General features: G+C 70.4%; 16 protein-coding genes and 1 tRNA gene. 7 read left to right on the top strand and 10 right to left on the bottom strand.

Going from position 1 to position 15,244, the window contains the following annotated elements; genetic code table 11:
- Positions 1-46 precede the first annotated feature (46 nt).
- On the bottom strand, positions 47-877 hold the full coding sequence (locus BO39_RS17770) for a septal ring lytic transglycosylase RlpA family protein (protein ID WP_156963733.1): 831 nt from the start codon (positions 875-877) through the stop codon (positions 47-49).
- A 74-nt stretch (positions 878-951) separates the two neighbouring features.
- A complete protein-coding gene (locus BO39_RS17765; protein WP_043835964.1) occupies positions 952-1,926 on the bottom strand; it encodes a lytic murein transglycosylase in 975 nt (324 codons plus the stop codon).
- A gap of 191 nt (positions 1,927-2,117) precedes the next feature.
- On the opposite strand from BO39_RS17765, the gene BO39_RS17760 reads away from it, so the two are divergent.
- Together BO39_RS17760 and BO39_RS17755 are read left to right on the top strand one after the other, a co-directional pair.
- Positions 2,118-2,207 (top strand) — tRNA-Ser (locus BO39_RS17760).
- A 136-nt stretch (positions 2,208-2,343) separates the two neighbouring features.
- The gene (locus BO39_RS17755; RefSeq protein ID WP_043835859.1) at positions 2,344-3,147 is read left to right on the top strand and encodes an amidohydrolase family protein; all 804 of its coding nucleotides are present in this window, start codon (positions 2,344-2,346) and stop codon (positions 3,145-3,147) included.
- Between the two features lie 6 nt (positions 3,148-3,153).
- On the opposite strand, the gene BO39_RS17750 is transcribed toward BO39_RS17755, so the two are convergent.
- From BO39_RS17750 to BO39_RS17740, 3 genes are read right to left on the bottom strand one after another with little or no spacing between them, the layout of a single operon-like run.
- A complete protein-coding gene (locus tag BO39_RS17750; protein ID WP_043835856.1) occupies positions 3,154-4,038 on the bottom strand; it encodes an amidohydrolase family protein in 885 nt (294 codons plus the stop codon).
- Positions 4,039-4,042: 4 nt separating this feature from the next.
- A complete protein-coding gene (locus BO39_RS17745; protein WP_043835854.1) occupies positions 4,043-5,017 on the bottom strand; it encodes a tripartite tricarboxylate transporter substrate binding protein in 975 nt (324 codons plus the stop codon).
- A 25-nt stretch (positions 5,018-5,042) separates the two neighbouring features.
- Positions 5,043-6,074 (bottom strand): Bug family tripartite tricarboxylate transporter substrate binding protein, encoded by a 1,032-nt coding sequence (locus tag BO39_RS17740; protein WP_052402255.1) that lies wholly within the window; start codon positions 6,072-6,074, stop codon positions 5,043-5,045.
- 288 nt (positions 6,075-6,362) lie between these two features.
- On the opposite strand from BO39_RS17740, the gene BO39_RS17735 reads away from it, so the two are divergent.
- From BO39_RS17735 to phnE (BO39_RS17715), 5 genes are all read left to right on the top strand, one after another.
- Positions 6,363-7,598 carry a CoA transferase gene (locus BO39_RS17735; RefSeq protein WP_043835852.1) on the top strand — a complete coding sequence of 412 codons (1,236 nt, stop codon included), beginning with the start codon at positions 6,363-6,365 and terminating at the stop codon, positions 7,596-7,598.
- A gap of 84 nt (positions 7,599-7,682) precedes the next feature.
- On the top strand, positions 7,683-8,489 hold the full coding sequence (phnC, locus tag BO39_RS17730; RefSeq protein WP_043835850.1) for a phosphonate ABC transporter ATP-binding protein: 807 nt from the start codon (positions 7,683-7,685) through the stop codon (positions 8,487-8,489).
- Between the two features lie 34 nt (positions 8,490-8,523).
- Entirely contained in the window at positions 8,524-9,441 is a 918-nt protein-coding gene (phnD, locus tag BO39_RS17725) for a phosphonate ABC transporter substrate-binding protein (RefSeq protein ID WP_043835849.1), read from the top strand.
- 66 nt (positions 9,442-9,507) lie between these two features.
- Entirely contained in the window at positions 9,508-10,398 is an 891-nt protein-coding gene (gene phnE, locus BO39_RS17720) for a phosphonate ABC transporter, permease protein PhnE (protein ID WP_043835848.1), read from the top strand.
- On the top strand, positions 10,395-11,258 hold the full coding sequence (phnE, locus tag BO39_RS17715) for a phosphonate ABC transporter, permease protein PhnE (protein ID WP_052402254.1): 864 nt from the start codon (positions 10,395-10,397) through the stop codon (positions 11,256-11,258). Before phnE (BO39_RS17720) ends, phnE (BO39_RS17715) begins: the two co-directional genes overlap by 4 nt.
- Here the strand turns inward: phnE (BO39_RS17715) and phnN are convergent.
- Genes phnN through BO39_RS17690 form a run of 5 tightly spaced genes read right to left on the bottom strand, consistent with a single transcriptional unit; the run spans position 11,255 to position 15,243 of the window.
- Positions 11,255-11,803, bottom strand: coding sequence for a phosphonate metabolism protein/1,5-bisphosphokinase (PRPP-forming) PhnN (gene phnN / locus BO39_RS17710; protein ID WP_043835846.1), 549 nt, complete (start codon positions 11,801-11,803; stop codon positions 11,255-11,257). The genes phnE (BO39_RS17715) and phnN overlap by 4 nt on opposite strands.
- Positions 11,800-12,501 carry a phosphonate C-P lyase system protein PhnL gene (gene phnL / locus BO39_RS17705; RefSeq protein ID WP_043835843.1) on the bottom strand — a complete coding sequence of 234 codons (702 nt, stop codon included), beginning with the start codon at positions 12,499-12,501 and terminating at the stop codon, positions 11,800-11,802. Before phnL ends, phnN begins: the two co-directional genes overlap by 4 nt.
- Positions 12,498-13,274, bottom strand: a complete 777-nt coding sequence (gene phnK, locus BO39_RS17700) for a phosphonate C-P lyase system protein PhnK (protein ID WP_043835841.1) — start codon at positions 13,272-13,274, stop codon at positions 12,498-12,500. The genes phnL and phnK overlap by 4 nt, the downstream gene beginning before the upstream one ends.
- Positions 13,271-14,116 (bottom strand): alpha-D-ribose 1-methylphosphonate 5-phosphate C-P-lyase PhnJ, encoded by an 846-nt coding sequence (locus tag BO39_RS17695; RefSeq protein ID WP_043835840.1) that lies wholly within the window; start codon positions 14,114-14,116, stop codon positions 13,271-13,273. Before BO39_RS17695 ends, phnK begins: the two co-directional genes overlap by 4 nt.
- Complete coding sequence (locus BO39_RS17690) at positions 14,113-15,243, bottom strand: carbon-phosphorus lyase complex subunit (RefSeq protein WP_043835839.1); 1,131 nt, start codon at positions 15,241-15,243, stop codon at positions 14,113-14,115. The genes BO39_RS17695 and BO39_RS17690 overlap by 4 nt, the downstream gene beginning before the upstream one ends.
- Between the last annotated feature and the right edge of the window lies 1 nt (position 15,244).

Genomic DNA, 15,244 nt, shown 5'->3' with positions numbered 1-15,244 from the left:
TCACGCCCCCAAATCCCCGCCGCCATCCAGGCACAGGCGGCGGCCCCTAGTCCACGGTGATCCGCGCCTCCGATACGCCAGCGCGCAGGGCGCCGTCGAGCGCCCTGTCCGCCTCTGCCGGATCGAGGAAGGGGCCGAGGCGCACGCGCCACTCCGGCTGCCGCGCCGGGCCGGTGGCCTCAATGCGCGCGCCACCCATCCGCACCGCCTGCCGCTGCGCCGCAGCCCGGCTGGAGAAGCTGCTTCCCTCGACGAAGAGGCGCCCCGGCGCCGGAGAGCCCTGAACCACTCGCTCCGGCAGCACCGCGGCCGCGTTGGCTCTTCCCGGCCCCGTCTCCGCCACTGCCAGAACGGGCCCCCTGCCCTCTCTCACCCGGTCGGCCTGCCTTGCGCCGGGGGGTGGGGCCAGCGTCTCACGCTCGACGCCTCCCGTCGGCGCTGCCTCGATACGCGGGCGCAGCCCCTCCGGCACGGGCAGCCCCGCGGACAGCGCGCGCGAGGCATCGCCCTGCACCGCCAGCCGTACCTGGGCCGGCCGGCCGGGCGCGATGCCGAGGAGTTCGCCCGCGCGTCGGGATAGCTCCACCACCCGCCCGGGATCAGCGGGGCCGCGGTCGTTCACCCTCACTTGGAGCGTGCGCCCGTTCTCGAGATTGGTCACTGCGACCACAGCTGGAATCTGAAGCGTCCTATGGGCCGCCATGAGCGCGGCGGGGTCGTGCACCTCGCCATCGGCGGTCCGGCGCCCCGACCGTGAGTCGGCCGCCACCGAGGCGAGCCCCGCCTCGACGAGGCCGAAATCCTCCCGCGGGTAGTACCACCGGCCCCGCAGCTGATAGGCCTCGCCGACCACGTAGCGCGGCTCTCCCGCTGGCACAGGCGCCTCCGCGCTCCAGCAGCCGCTGAGAAGGATGAGCGGGAGAAGCCGTACCCCGCGCGCCAGTCCGCGACTCACGCCACGCGGTCCGAGAGCAGCCCGACCGCCAGAGCGTAGAAGTTCGAGGGGTTGTAGCGCCGGATGGCGTTGAAATTGCTGAGAACGAGGAAGGCCTGGGTGCCGCCGTTCGGCAGCCCGGGGATCAGCACCGCGCCCCCCGTGTCGCTCGCCGGCAAGGCGGTGCCGTCCGTGAAGACGAGGCCCTGCCGCGCCCATTCCCGCAGCGGCCGGACGTTCTCCCGCGTGGCGGTCGCGGTGTCGAAGCCATCCGGCAGGCGTATCTCGCGCCCCCATCGCTCCTCCTCCCGCCAGCCGGAGCGGGCGAGATAATTGGCGATGGAACCCAGCGCGTCCGCTCGGCTGTCCCAGATATCCTTTCGCCCGTCACCGTCCGCGTCCACCGCCAGGCGCTCAAAGCTGCTCGGCATGAACTGCGGCTGCCCCATGGCCCCGGCCCAGGAGCCGCGCATCCGCTCCGGCGTGACATGCCCGGCCTCGATGATGCGGAGTGCCGAGATCAGCTCGCCCCGGAAATAGGCCGCCCTTCGCCCTTCCCAGGCGAGCGTCGCCAGGGCCTCCACCACGCCGAAGCCGCCCGTGTTCGTGCCGTAATTCGTCTCCATCCCCCAGATCGCCACGATGACCCGGCCAGGCACGCGGAAGCGGTCCTGCAGCGAGTCGAGAAGCGCGCGGTTGTCGGCATAGGCGCGACGGCCATTGTCGATCCGCGTCTGGTTGACAATGCGGTCCCGGTACGCCTCCCAGGTGAGGCTACTCTCGGGCTGGCGCCGATCCAGCTCGATCACGCGGTCCACCGGGCGGATGCTGCCGAGCGCCCGCTGAAGGGTCGCCGCCGAAATCCCGGCCCGCCGCGCCTCGACGCGAACCCCGTCGAGGAAGCTGTCGAATCCCTCCGTCTGCGCGAGCGCCGGCCCAGCCAGCATGAGGAGGGGAAAGGCGAGGACGGACCGGCGGCCAGGGCGGTTCATGCCGGCAGAGGTGCCATTTTCGGCCGCCCGGGGCAACGGAGGGCTGGGCCCCGCACGAACTTCCCGGCCGTTCGTGGCGGCGGAGCGGCTCGGCCCAGCGACGGCGGTCGCCGCAGGTGGTTTCCTTGGCACCGCCACGGGTGTAACCCGCAACGCGCAAGGTGCCGTTCAGGCGCCGTGCCCGCCTGTCCGGATGGGTGGCCGAGCGGTCTATGGCAGCGGTCTTGAAAACCGCCGTGGGGGCAACCTCACCGTGGGTTCGAATCCCACCCCATCCGCCATCCCGGTCCGGACGAGGCGCACCAGACCGCCCCTCCGCGGCCCACCGCCTTGCTGCGGAAAGCCGGTGCTGGTCTAGTCCCCCCACACGCCGCCCAGGACGCCGGCGCAAGCTGGGGAGGGGCAAGGCCCAACCGCATGACCACGCACCCGATCATCGACTGCCACTTCCATCTCTACACGACGGACATGCCGCGCGTGGCGAGCGCCTGGCACCAGCCGCCTTTCGACGCGACGGCGGAAGGCTTCCTTGAGATCATGGACGCGCACGGCGTCGCCTTCGGCGTCATCGCTGCCGCCAGCATGTACGGCGAGTACAACGACTACACGATCCGTGCGACGCGCCGGCACAAGCGCTTGCGCGGCACCGTCATCCTCCCGCCCGAGGCGGATTTCTACCGCATGGAGAGGATGAAGGAGGACGGCATCGTCGGCATCCGGATCTTCTACCGGCACGTTGCCAGCCCGCCCGACCTGAAATCCCCGGAATACCGGCGCCTGCTCCGCCGCGTGCGGGACCTCGACTGGCACGTGCACGTCCTCGCCGAGAGCCACGACCTGCCCGCGGTGATCGAGGGCGCGGAAGAGGCGGGCGTAAAGCTCGTGATCGACCATTTCGGGCGCCCGGACCCCGCCGAAGGCGTGAACTCGCCCGGCTTCAGGGCCATGCTCGCGGCGGTGGAGCGTGGCAATACCTGGGTGAAGATCTCGGCGGGCTACCGCATGCCCTCGCCAGAGGCGGCGCGCGACTACGCGGCCGCCCTGCTGCGCGTCGCCGGCGGCGAGCGCCTCGTCTGGGGAAGCGACTGGCCCTTTGCTGCCTTCGAAGACCGCGTGACCTACGCCGACGCCGTCGCCACCCTCGCCGAATGGGTGCCGGACGAGCGGGTCCGCCAGCAGATCGCCGGCGAAACCCCGCTCCGCCTCTATTTCAGCGACTGAGGCCGGTCAGGCCCTCTTTGGTGAAGGGAAATCGTAAAGCGCCCGTGCCTGGTCCGAGAGGATGCGGTTGCGCACCGCCTCATCCGGCACCCATTCGAGCATGAGGTCCAGCAGGTCGCCGTCATTTGGCATGACGCGACCGGCCATGTTCACATGCGGCCAGTCCGAGCCCCATACCAGCCGCTCCGGGGCATGGGCCACCAGCGCCTGCGCGATCGGCGTAACGGAGGGATAGGGGAAGTCCTCCTTCGTGCAGCGCATCGGACCGGATATCCGCACCCACACCCGCCCGGTGTCGAGCATCCGCAGCAAGGTCCGGAAGGCCGGCTGATCGGTTCCTCCCGCCGCTGGAATGGCCGCGAAATGGTCGAGAACGATGCGCCCGGGCAGCGCGAGCAGGCGATCCGCGAAACTCTCCAGCTCGCCCTGGCCGGGATAGAACTGGGTCACCCAGCCCAGCTCGGCGGCCATGGCGGCCACCCGCTCGGATATCTGCGGCAGGTGCGTGCCGTGGCGCGGGCTGACGAAGCGGGTGCCGCGCACGCCCAGCCCGTGCAGTCGCTCCATTTCCGCCATCGATGTCTCCGCGGGCAGCAGCGCCACGCCGCGGAAGCGATCAGGGAAGCGCCGCAACGTGTCGCAGAGGTGACGCGTATCCATCCCGTACCCCCCGCCGCTGACTATAACAGCGTGGTCCAGCCCGAGGATGTCCTGGATGCGGATGGACTCCTCCGGCAGCATGTCCTCGGAGACGTATTTGCTCCCGGGATCGAAGGGATACTCGGTGGCGGGCCCGAAGAGATGGATCTGGCAGTCCACGGAGCCGGGCGGGCAGCGCAGCTTTGGTGCCTTCGGGTTCGGGTCCGGCGGGGGCGTCAGCGGCGGGCTCATTCTTCTACTCCGGTCGGATGTTCGCGTCGCGGATCACGTCGCGCCACTGGGGGATCTCCTTCGCGATCCGGACGGCGAATTCCTCGGGCGTGCTGCCCACAGCCTCGACTCCCTGCTGGGAGAGAACGCCCGCCACCGAGGGTGAGCGCACCGCGTCCCGCACCGCCCTGGCGACTCGGTTCACCGCGTCCGTCGGCGTCCCGGCGGGCGCGAGGTAACCCATCCAGAGAATTCCTTCGAAGCCCGGCAGGCCCATTTCCGCGATCGTCGGCACGTCAGGTGCCGCCGGGGAGCGCTGGGCGCTCGCGATCGCGAGCACGCGGATGGCCCCGGCCGCGATCTGCGCGGCGGAGGTGGCGTAGGAGTCGAGCTTCAGCTGCACACGGCCCGCCACCAGATCCGTGAAGGCCGGCGCCGCACCGCGATAGGGGACGTGCAGCACATCGAGGCCCAGCCGGTGCAGCAGCAGCTCCATTGTCACATGCGGGTGCGAGCCGATACCGGCGGAGGAATAGGTCAGCTCGCGCGGGTGGGCGCGGGCATAGGCGACGAATTCCTGGAAGGTCCGGAAGGGCGCGTCCTTGTGGCAGACAAGGATCTCCGGGATCTGCGCGCAGAGGGAAATCGGCGCGAAGTCCTTCTGCGCGTCGAACCCCGCATTGGGCATGAGCCCCGGGTTGATCGTGTGGTTGGGCGCGGTGAAGAGCAGCGTATACCCATCCGCCGCCGCGCGCGCGACGCGCTGCGTGCCGACATTGCCGCCCGCGCCGGGCTGGTTGTCGATGACGATGGGCTGGCCCAGCAGGTCGGAGACGGCGGCCGCGATAGGCCGGGCGGTGACGTCCACCGTCCCGCCCGGCGGGAACGGCACGACGAGCCGGATCGCGCGGTCGGGGTAGCCCGCCGCCAGCGCCGGGCGGGCCAGCGCCGCACCGGTCGCGCCCAGCAGCGCGCGGCGCGGCAAGGAGAGATCGCTCATCCCAGTGTTTCCTCCGCAGCGGGTTCTACTGCCGCTGAATATTAGCCTTCTCGATCACGCTCGCCCATGTCGCGACATCCTGGCGAAGCCGCTCCCCCATGGACTCCGCCGTGCCCGGCGCGGGCTCGATGCCGAGGTCGAGCAGGCGCTTCCGGATCTCCCCCGTTTGCAGCACATCCGTCACGTGCCGGTTCAGCAGGTCGACAACGGGCTTCGGCGTGCGCGCGGGGGCAAAGAGCGCGTTCCATCCCACCACCGCGTAATCGGCCAGCCCGCTCTCCCGCAGGGTCGGCACATCCGGAAGAAGGCTGGACCGGCTGGAGCCGGTGCTGCCGACGGCGCGAAGCTGACCGCCTTCCAGCAGGCTGCGCGCCGTGGCGTAGGTCTCGAACCCCAACTGCACGTCGTCCCGCTGCACCGCCGTCAGCACATCCGCCGTCGTGCGATAGGGGACGATGGTCGCGTCCATCCCGGCCGCGACGCGCAGCCATTCCCCCGCGAGGTTCTGCGTGCTGCCGGGACTGATCGTGCCGATGGCCAAGCCCTCCCGCTTGGCGGCGAGCACGTCCGCCACGCTGCGCAGCCGCGAGTTGGCGGCGACGAGCAGCAGCAGGTCGAAATTTGCGAGGCCCGACACGGGCGTGAAATCCGTGACGGGATCGTAGGGCAGGTGCCGGAAGAGGGTTTTGTTGATGGCGTTGCCGGTGCTCAGGATGGCCAGCGTGTGCCCGTCCGGCGCGGCCGGAACCACGGCCATGGCGGCCGGCGTGCCGGCGCCGCCCGGCCGGTTGTCGATCACCACCTGCTGGCCCAGCCGCTGCGACAGCGCCTCCCCAATGACCCGCACGGTGATATCGGCCAGCCCGCCCGCTGCAAAGCCGACCACCACCCGGATCGGCCGCGACGGGTATCCTCCAGTGTCCTGCGCTCGCGCGATGGAGGGGCCGGCGAGTGTTCCAGCCAGGGCAAGAAGCTCGCGGCGACCGGGAGCGCCGCGGGCGGGAAGCGGCGCAACGGGGGCGCGGCCGTGGATGAGGCTGCCGAAACCACGGTGCATGGACTTCCTCCTGGCCCCTCTGAGATGAGCCGTCTCACGATCTTTGATTGTCCCGTAGGGCGGAAGATCACCCCAGTCGCATCACTTTTCCAAGCCTTCCCGGTTCAACCTTGCCCGGCGTTAAGCTGCGGGTCCGGGCAGGCGGGGCGCATGTGCCGTACTCTTCCGCGGACCCCTCTCGCGCCGGGCCTGTTGTCCCCTGGGGAAGGGCTGCGCCAAACTCTGGCGCCGCGCCCCGTCCCGAAGGGCGGAACGGCCCCCTTCCCCGAGTGAGAGGCAGGCCAACGCATGGCTGGTTCCCCGCCCATCCTGTCCGGCCTGCGCGTGGTCGAGGTCTCGGCCTTCATCGCCGCACCCCTGGGCGGGATGACCCTCGCGCAGCTCGGCGCCGAGGTGATCCGCATCGACCCGATCGGCGGCAACATCGACTACCGCCGCTGGCCGCTCGCGCCAAGCGGGGCGAGCCTCTACTGGTCGAGCCTGAACAAGGCGAAGCGCTCGGTGCAGATCGCCCTCAACCGCCCCGAGGGTCGGGAGATTGCCCAGGCGCTGATCGCCTCCCCCGGGGAGGACGCGGGCATCCTCCTCACCAACCTCCCGGCCAGCGGATGGATGGACTACGAGACGCTCCGTGCCAGGCGGCAGGACCTCATCATGCTGCGCCTGACCGGCAACCACGACGGCACGGGGGCGGTGGATTACACCGTCAATTGCGCCAGCGGCTTCCCCATCGCCACCGGGTCCGACACGACGCCGATCAACCACGTTCTCCCGGCCTGGGACATCGCGGCAGGGCTCTACCTCTGCACCGGTCTCCTCGCGGCCGAGAGGGCGCGGCGGCGCGACGGCAAGGGCCAGGAGATCACGTTGGCGCTCTCGGATGTCATGCTCGCCTCGGTCGCCAACCTTGGCTATGTCGCGGAGGTTCAGGTCAACGGCACCGTCCGCCCACCCATGGGCAATGATCTCTACGGTGCCTTTGGACGCGACTTCGAGACGTCGGACGGGCGCCGGGCCTTCCTCTGCGCCATCTCCAACCGCCAGTGGCGGGCGATCGGCAAGGCGACCGGCCTCGCGGCGAAGCTCGCCATGATCGGCCCGATGATGGAGGTGGACCTCGACGACGAGGGCGGCCGCTTCCAGGCCCGGCACGCCATTGCCGCCGTGCTGGAGCCCTGGTTCGCCGCGCGCAGCCTCGCAGAGGTCACCGCGGCCTTCGCGGGCAGCGGTGTCCTCTGGGGCCCTTACCAGGATTTCGGCCAGCTCGTGCGCGAGGACCCCCGCTGCTCCGCGGCAAATCCGCTTTTCGCCGAGGTGACGCAGCCAGGGATCGGCACGGTCCTGACACCAGCGGCGCCGCTGGGGTTTGAGGGCACGCATGGGCGCCGGCCCCCCTCCCCCTCGCCGCGCCTCGGGGAGCATACCGACGCCGTGCTGGCCGAGGTGCTCGGCCTGTCCGGCGCCGCAATTGGCCGGCTGCACGACGAGGGCGTCGTCGCGGGTCCGGAGGCCAGTACGGTCTGAGCGGCGCTGCGGCGGCGGCCTCTGTCATCATTCCTTCACCGCGCCGTCATCGCCGCGTCAGTCGCCCTCACTAAGCCGCCCACCATGTTGGTGATCGAAGGACTGACCCGGCGCTTCGGCGACCGCGTCGCCGTGGACGACATGTGCCTCGAGGTGCCGCGCGGCGCCTTTGTCGGCGTGATCGGCCGTTCTGGAGCGGGAAAGTCTACCCTGCTCCGCATGGTCAACCGCCTGGCCGAGCCAAGCGCGGGACGCATCCTCTGGGACGGCGCCGATGTCTCGGCGCTGCGCGGGCGGGCGTTGCGGGACTGGCGGGCGCGCTGTGCGATGGTCTTCCAGGGCTTCAACCTCTCGGGACGGCTGGACGTGCTCACCAACGTCCTCGTCGGGCGGCTGAACAAGGTGCCCGCGCACCGCTCGCTCCTGCGCCTGTGGTCCGATGCGGACCGCGCTATTGCCCTCTCCGCCCTGGAACGCTTCGACATCGCCGAACTCGCGGCGCAGCGGGCCGAACATCTCTCCGGCGGCCAGCAGCAGCGCGTCGCCATTGCGCGTGCCCTGGTGCAGGAACCTGAGATCATCCTCGCGGACGAGCCGATCGCCTCGCTGGACCCGCGCAACACGGGGCTGGTCATGGACGCCCTTGCGCGCATCAACCGCGACTACGGCATCACCGTCCTCTGCAACCTTCACTCGCTCGATATCGCGCGCCGCTACTGCGACCGGCTCGTCGGCCTCTCGGCCGGGCGCCTGGTCTTCGATGGGCCACCGGATGCGCTCGACGCCGATGCCGCTCGCAAACTCTACGGCCTGGAGGCCGCCGAGGTGATGGACGCGGCGCCATCTGCACCGGCCCATCCCTCCGCGGTCCCTTTCCTGGCCGCCACCTGACGGGCCCCCGCCCGCCGACACGAGAGAGGTCATTATGATCACCCATCGCCGCGCCCTGCTGGGCGCCACGGCCGCGCTGCTGGCTGCCCCCTCGGTCCTGCGCGCGCAGGGCGCCGCGCCCTGGGCCTCCCGCTACCCCGAGCTCGTCTTCGCGATCATCCCCTCCGAGAACGCCTCCGGCGTGACGGAACGCTACGGCCCGTTCATCGACTACCTCTCGCGCCGCCTCGGCACGAAGGTGACGCTGCGCATCGCCAACGACTACGCGGCGGTGATCGAAGGCCAGCGCTCGGGCAACGTGCACATCGCCTCCTATGGCCCCTCCTCCTTCGCGCGCGCGCTGATGACGGGCTCGCAGATCACGGCCTTCGCGATCGAGACGAACCTCGACGGCACCAAGGGCTACTACTCCGTCTTCTACGTGAAGAAGGACAGCCCCTATCAGCGCGTCGAGGACCTCCGTGGCAAGAACCTGGGCCTCGTGGACCCCAACTCCACCTCCGGCAACAACGTGCCGCGCTTTGCCCTCAACAAGATGAACATCACGCCCGAGCAGTTCTTCGGCCGCGTCGTCTACACCGGCAGCCACGAGAACGCGGTGATCGCGCTCAACCAGGGCACCGTCGACATGTGCGCGAACTGGTGGAACGACGAGCAGGAGAGCAACCTGCTTCGCATGGCCCGCAAGGGGATGGTGAAGGCCGAGGACTTCCGCATCGTCTTCAGGTCCGACCAGATCGTGAACTCGCCGATGGCCTATCTCAACGCCCTGCCGGATGACCTCAAGTCCGCCATCCGCACCGCGGTGCTGGAGCTGGCGACCGCCGACAAGAAGGCCTTCGATGCGATCTACGAGGGCAAGCAGGGCCCGCTGATGGCCGTGGACAATGCCGCCTACGACCCGATCATCGAGCTGAACCGCTTCGTCGACAACCTGCGCCGCCGCGGCTAGCAGCCCGGGCCCGCCGCCCCGGCATTCCGGCCGGGGCGGTCGGTCCATCTTGAGAAAGCCGGTCCCCTGGCCACCACCCTTCCCCCTCTTCCCAACGCGCGACTTGCCGAGCTGCTGGATGGATACCGTGCCTCCGGCCAGGCGCCGCGGCGCCGCGCCCTGATCCTTGCGGTCACGATCGCAGCCCTCACTCTCCTGGCCGGTCACGTCGCCGAGGTCGATCCCGCGAGGCTCTGGAAGCATCTCGGTGACTTCTTCGGGTATTTCGACCGCATCACCAGGCTGGAAGCCGGCGGCGGTCGGGTATGGACTGATCCCGGCGAGTGGTTCTGGGGCTGGAGGAAATGGGGCCTGCTGCTCGCGGACACCCTGCTGATCGCTTATGTCGGCACGGCTCTCGGCGCGATCGGCGGTTTCCTCCTCTCCTTCGTCGCGGCCGCGAACCTTGTGCCGAACCCGTGGATCCGCGGGACGGCCAGGCGCTTGCTCGAATTCTGCCGCACCGTGCCGGATATCGTCTTCGCGCTGATCTTCGTCATCGCCTTCGGGCTGGGGCCAGTGCCGGGCGTTCTCGCCATCGCGATCCACAGCATGGGCGCACTCGGCAAGCTCTTCTCCGAAGTGGTGGAGAACATCGACCCCAAGCCGGTGGACGGCGCGGTGGCGGCCGGTGCGTCCTGGGCAGCCATGGTGCGCTTTGCCGCGCTGCCCCAGGTGCTGCCCAACTTCGCGAGCTACGCCCTGCTGCGCTTCGAGGTGAACGTGCGTCAGGCCTCGGTACTCGGCTTCGTCGGCGCGGGCGGCATCGGACAGGACCTGATCGAGGCCATCCGCAAGTTCTACTATAACGACGTCGCGGCCATCCTCCTGCTCATCATCGTGACGGTCATGATCATCGACCTCGGCACCGAACGCCTGCGCCACAGCCTGATCGGGTCCATGGAGCGCGGCGCATGAGCGCGTCGCCCGTCCTCACCTTGCGCGAGGCCGCGCTTGCCGACCGCACAGGCCTTGCCGCCCGCCACCCGGAGGTTTTCCGCCGCATCACCGGCGCGCGGGTCCAGACTGTGCTGCTCATCGCTGCCGCCCTCGGACTCCTCGTGTTCGGCCTGTGGCGGCTCGAGTTCTCACCCGGCCGCATTGCGGGCGGCTTTGGCCAGCTCCTGCAATTCCTCGGGCTGATGCTGCCGCCGGATCCTGGCACCACCTCGCGAGCCCTGCTGATCCTGCGCGGCCTTGGGGAGACCTTGGCCATTGCCTTCCTCGGCACGCTTCTCGCCGCAGGCATCGCCTTTCCGCTCAGTTTCCTCGCGGCCCGCAACACCTCGGCCGGGCGGCTGGTGCATTTTCTCTCCCGCCGCGCGCTCGACAGCATCCGTGGCATCGATGCGCTGATCTGGGCGCTGATCTGGGTGAGCGTCGTCGGCCTCGGCCCCTTCGCCGGCGTGCTCGCCATCGCGACGGGCGATATCGGCACTTTCGGTAAGCTCTTCTCCGAAGCGATCGAGGCCGCTGACCGCCGGGCGGTGGAGGGTGTCACCTCCACGGGCGGCGGCAAGCTCGCTGGCATCCGCTTCGGCGTGCTGCCGGCCGTGCTGCCAGTGATGGCCGGCCACGTGCTCTACATGTTCGAGAGCAACACGCGCTCCTCCACCATCATCGGCATCGTCGGCGCGGGCGGGATCGGGCTGATGCTGTCAGAGATGATCCGCACCCTCGAATGGGGCGTCGTCTCCTTCATCGTGCTGCTGATTCTGGTCGCCGTTGCCGTGATCGACGCGATCTCCAGCCGACTGCGCGCGGGGCTGGCCGGCTAGGCCCGGCCGCCCCGGAGCACCCGGACCACCCGCTCCGCGCCGGCTTCCACGCTGCCGTCGTTCACCACCGTCTCCACCGGTAGACCCGCCGGCAGCGGCACCTGGCGCGAGAGCCGGCGGGTGACATCGGCCGCGCTTTCCCGACCCCTGGCGGCGAGGCGGGCCGCGAGGGTGGCGGGCGAGGCCGTAATCTCCAGCACCCGCAGCGGGTGGCGCGCCGCCGCCTCGCCCAGCACCCGCCGGGAGAGGTTAGCGACCGCGACCCGTCCGGAAGCCACCGCCTCTTCCAGCGCCGCGCGCGGCAGGCCATAGAGAAGCCCGTGCGCCTCCCACCAAAGCGCGAAGCCGCCGGCCTCACGCTCAGCGATGAAGGCCTCGCGCGAGAGCGGAAGGTGATCCTCCCCGCCGGCCTCCGCAGGGCGGGTTACGGCGCGGCGGATAAAGGTGATCCGCTCGTCGCCAGCCAGGGCCGCGCGGGCCGCCTCCATCAGCGTGTCCTTGCCGGCGCCGGAAGGGCCGACAACCGCCACCAGCACGCCGGTCACGCTGCCTCCTGCAGCGGCGCCACATCGAGGACCCGGTCCGCCACGCGGTCGCGCACCTCCGCATCGTGGAAGATACCGACGAGGGCCGCTCCCCGCGCCTTGACCTCGCCGATGAGGGCGATCACCACTTCACGGTTGGCCGCGTCGAGGCTCGCGGTGGGCTCGTCGAGCAGCATGAGCGGAAAATCCGCCACGAAGCCCCGCGCGAGGTTCACGCGCTGCTGCTCCCCGCCCGAGAAGGTGGCGGGCGGGAGGGCATGCAGCCGCTCCGGCAGGTTCAAGCGGTGCAGCAGGGCCGAGGCGTGGACGCGCGCCTCCTCGCGAGGGATGCCGCGCGCGACCAGCGGCTCCGACACGATGTCCACAGCAGGAACACGGGGGATCACGCGCAAGAATTGCGAGACATGGCCGATCGTGTCCCGCCGGAGCGCGATCACCTCGCGCGGTGAGGCACCCGCCAGGTCCGCCACACTCCCATCAGGGCGGCGGAGAAGAATGCGCCCCGCATCGGCGCCGTAGTTCCCCTGCAGCAACCGCATCAGCGTGGACTTGCCGGCGCCCGAGGGACCGGAAAGCGCCACGCACTCCCCCGGGGAGACCTCCAGCGCCGCGTCGCGCAGCACGGGGATCTCGACGCCGCCCTGCAGGTGCAGGGTGAATCCCTTGGCCAACCCTTCGGCCTTCAGAGTCCAGCTCATGCCGCGAGCACCGAGGAGACGAGGAGTTGCGTGTAGGGGTGCCGCGGGTCGTCCAGCACCCGATCGGTCAAGCCTTCCTCCACCACGCGCCCATGGCGCATCACCACGAGCCGGTGCGCCAGCAGCCGCGCGGCGGCGATGTCGTGGGTCACGAGGATCACCGCGATCCCGAGATCGGCCACCAGGGCGCGGATCATGTCGAGCAGCCGGGCCTGGACGGAAACGTCGAGCCCGCCGGTCGGCTCGTCCATGAAGACGAGGCGCGGGCGGGTAACGAGGGTGCGCGCGATCTGCAGCCGCTGCCGCATGCCGCCGGAGAAGAGCCGGGGCGCGTCGTCAATCCGAGCCGCCGGGATCTCCACCCGCTCCAGCCATCGGGCGGCCTCGGCGCGGATATCGCCGTAATGGCGGGCACCGCTGGCCATCAGCCGCTCCCCGACATTGCCCCCTGCCGAGACGGCCAGCCGGAGCCCGTCGCGCGGGTCCTGGTGAACGAAGCCCCATTCGGTGCGCGCCAGGCGCCGCCGCGCGGGTTCGCCCATCCCGTGCACGTCCAGCGTCGCACCGGAGGGGTCGCGGTAGAGCACGGTTCCCGCATCGGGCCGAGCCTCGCCGGCGAGCAGCCGCAGAAGCGTCGACTTGCCCGAACCCGACTCGCCGACGATGGCGAGGACCTCGCCCGGCCAGAGGTCGAGCGAGACGCCGTCCACCGCCCGCACCGCGCCGAAGGCGATCGACACGTCACGTGCCGAGAGAATGGGCCCGTCGCTCATTCCGCGGCCTCCCGCATGGTCTGCCGTTCGGTGCAGAAATCCGTATCGGAGCAGACGAAGATTCGCCCTCCCCGGTCGTCCGTCACCACCTCGTCGAGATAGCTGTCCCCCGCGCCGCAGAGGGAGCAGCGGCCATTCGCGCGCAGCGGCACGAAGGGATGGTCCTCGAAGTCGAGGCTCCGCACCTCCGTATAGGGCGGCACCGCGTAGAGGCGCCGCTCCCGCCCCGCGCCGAAGAGCTGGAGCGCGGCGGAACGGTGCATCTTCGGGTTGTCAAAAGAGGGGATTGGCGAGGGCGACATGAGGTAGCGCCCGTTCACCATGACGGGGTGGTCGTAGGAGGAGCCGACCCGCCCGTGGCGCGCGATGTCCTCGTAGAGCTTCACCTGCATCAGCCCATAATCCGCCAGCGCGTGCAGCCGGCGTGTCTCCGCCCGCCGCGGCTCCAACCGGAAAAGCGGCTCCGGCTGCGGCACCTGGTAGACGAGCACCTGCCCCTCCCGAAGCGGCGTCTCGGGGATGCGGTGGCGGGTCTGGATCACCGTCGCCTCCGCCGTGCGCTCGGTAGTGCGCAGCCCCGGTGCCACGCGGGCGAAGAAGCGGCGGATGGAGACGGCATTGGTGGTGTCGTCCGCGCCCTGGTCGATGACCTTCAGCGTGTCGTCCGCACCGATCACGCTCGCCGTCACCTGGATGCCGCCCGTGCCCCAGCCATAGGGCAGCGGCATCTCGCGGGAGCCGAAGGGAACCTGGTGGCCGGGCACCGCGACCGCCTTCAGCAGCGCGCGGCGGATCATCCGCTTCGTCGCCTCGTCCAGGTAGGCAAAATTGTAGCCGCTCATCCGCCGGCTCCCTCGGTCTCGAATTGCCGCGCGGCAGCCTGCGCGGGCGCGCGCTGCCGCTCCGCCTCCACCGCGGCCCGCATGGCGCGAACGGATTCCAGCTCGCTCTGGAAATCGACGTAGTGCGGCAGCTTCAGGTGCTCGAGGAAGCCTGTCGCCTCCACGTTGTCGGAATGCGAAAGAACGAATTCCTCGTTCTGCGCCGGTGCTTCCACGTCCTCGCCCAGCTCCGCCGCCCGCAGCGCCCGGTCCATCAGCGCCATGGCCATGGCCCGCCGCTCCGTGCGGCCGAAGACGAGGCCGTAGCCCCGGGTGAACTGCGGCGGCTCCGTCCGGGAGCCGTGGAACTGGTTCACCATCTGGCACTCGGTAACGACGAGGTCGCCGATCTCGATCTCGAAGCCCAGTTCCGGCGGCGTGAAGCACACGGCGAGGTCGCCCTGGCGCAGCTCTCCCACGAAGGGGTGGTTGTTGCCGTAGCCGCGCTGGGTGGAATAGGCCATGGAGAGAAGGAAGCCCTCGTCCCCGCGCGCCAGGTTCTGCAACCGCAAGGGCCTTCCGGCGGGAAAGGTGACGGGCGTGCGCGTCAGGTCGCCCGGCTCCGCGTCGGAGGCTTCCTCCGCAGCCATCAACCCCTCCGCGGCCAGCAGCCCAGTGACGCGGGGCGGAGCGGCGTCCTCGCCGGGGTCGGTCTCGGCCGCCGCCGGCGGCGTCAGCCCCTCCGCCGCGAGGGCGAAGTCAAGCAGGCGGTGGGTATAGTCGAAGGTCGGCCCGAGCACCTGCCCGCCCGGCAGGTCCTTGTAGGTGGCGGAGACGCGCCGCCGCACCGTCATTGCCCCCGTGTCGATCGGCGCGGAGGCGCCGAAGCGCGGCAGCGTGGTGCGATAGGCCCGGAGAAGGAAGATCGCCTCGATCAGGTCGCCGCGCGCCTGCTTGATCGCCAGGGCTGCGAGATCGGGGTCGTAGCAGGAGCCCTCCGCCATCACGCGGTCCACGGCGAGGGTGAGCTGCTCCCGGATCGCGTCGGTGCCGACCTCCGGCAGGCTGGCGTCGCCGCGCCGCTCCTCGGCCAGCCAGGCATGGGCATTGGCGATGGCGGCCTCGCCGCCTTTAACCGCGACATACATC

This window comes from Roseomonas aerilata DSM 19363, from assembly GCF_000711725.1.
Lineage (GTDB): Bacteria > Pseudomonadota > Alphaproteobacteria > Acetobacterales > Acetobacteraceae > Roseomonas > Roseomonas aerilata.
This window is presented reverse-complemented; position numbering and strand designations above follow the sequence as displayed.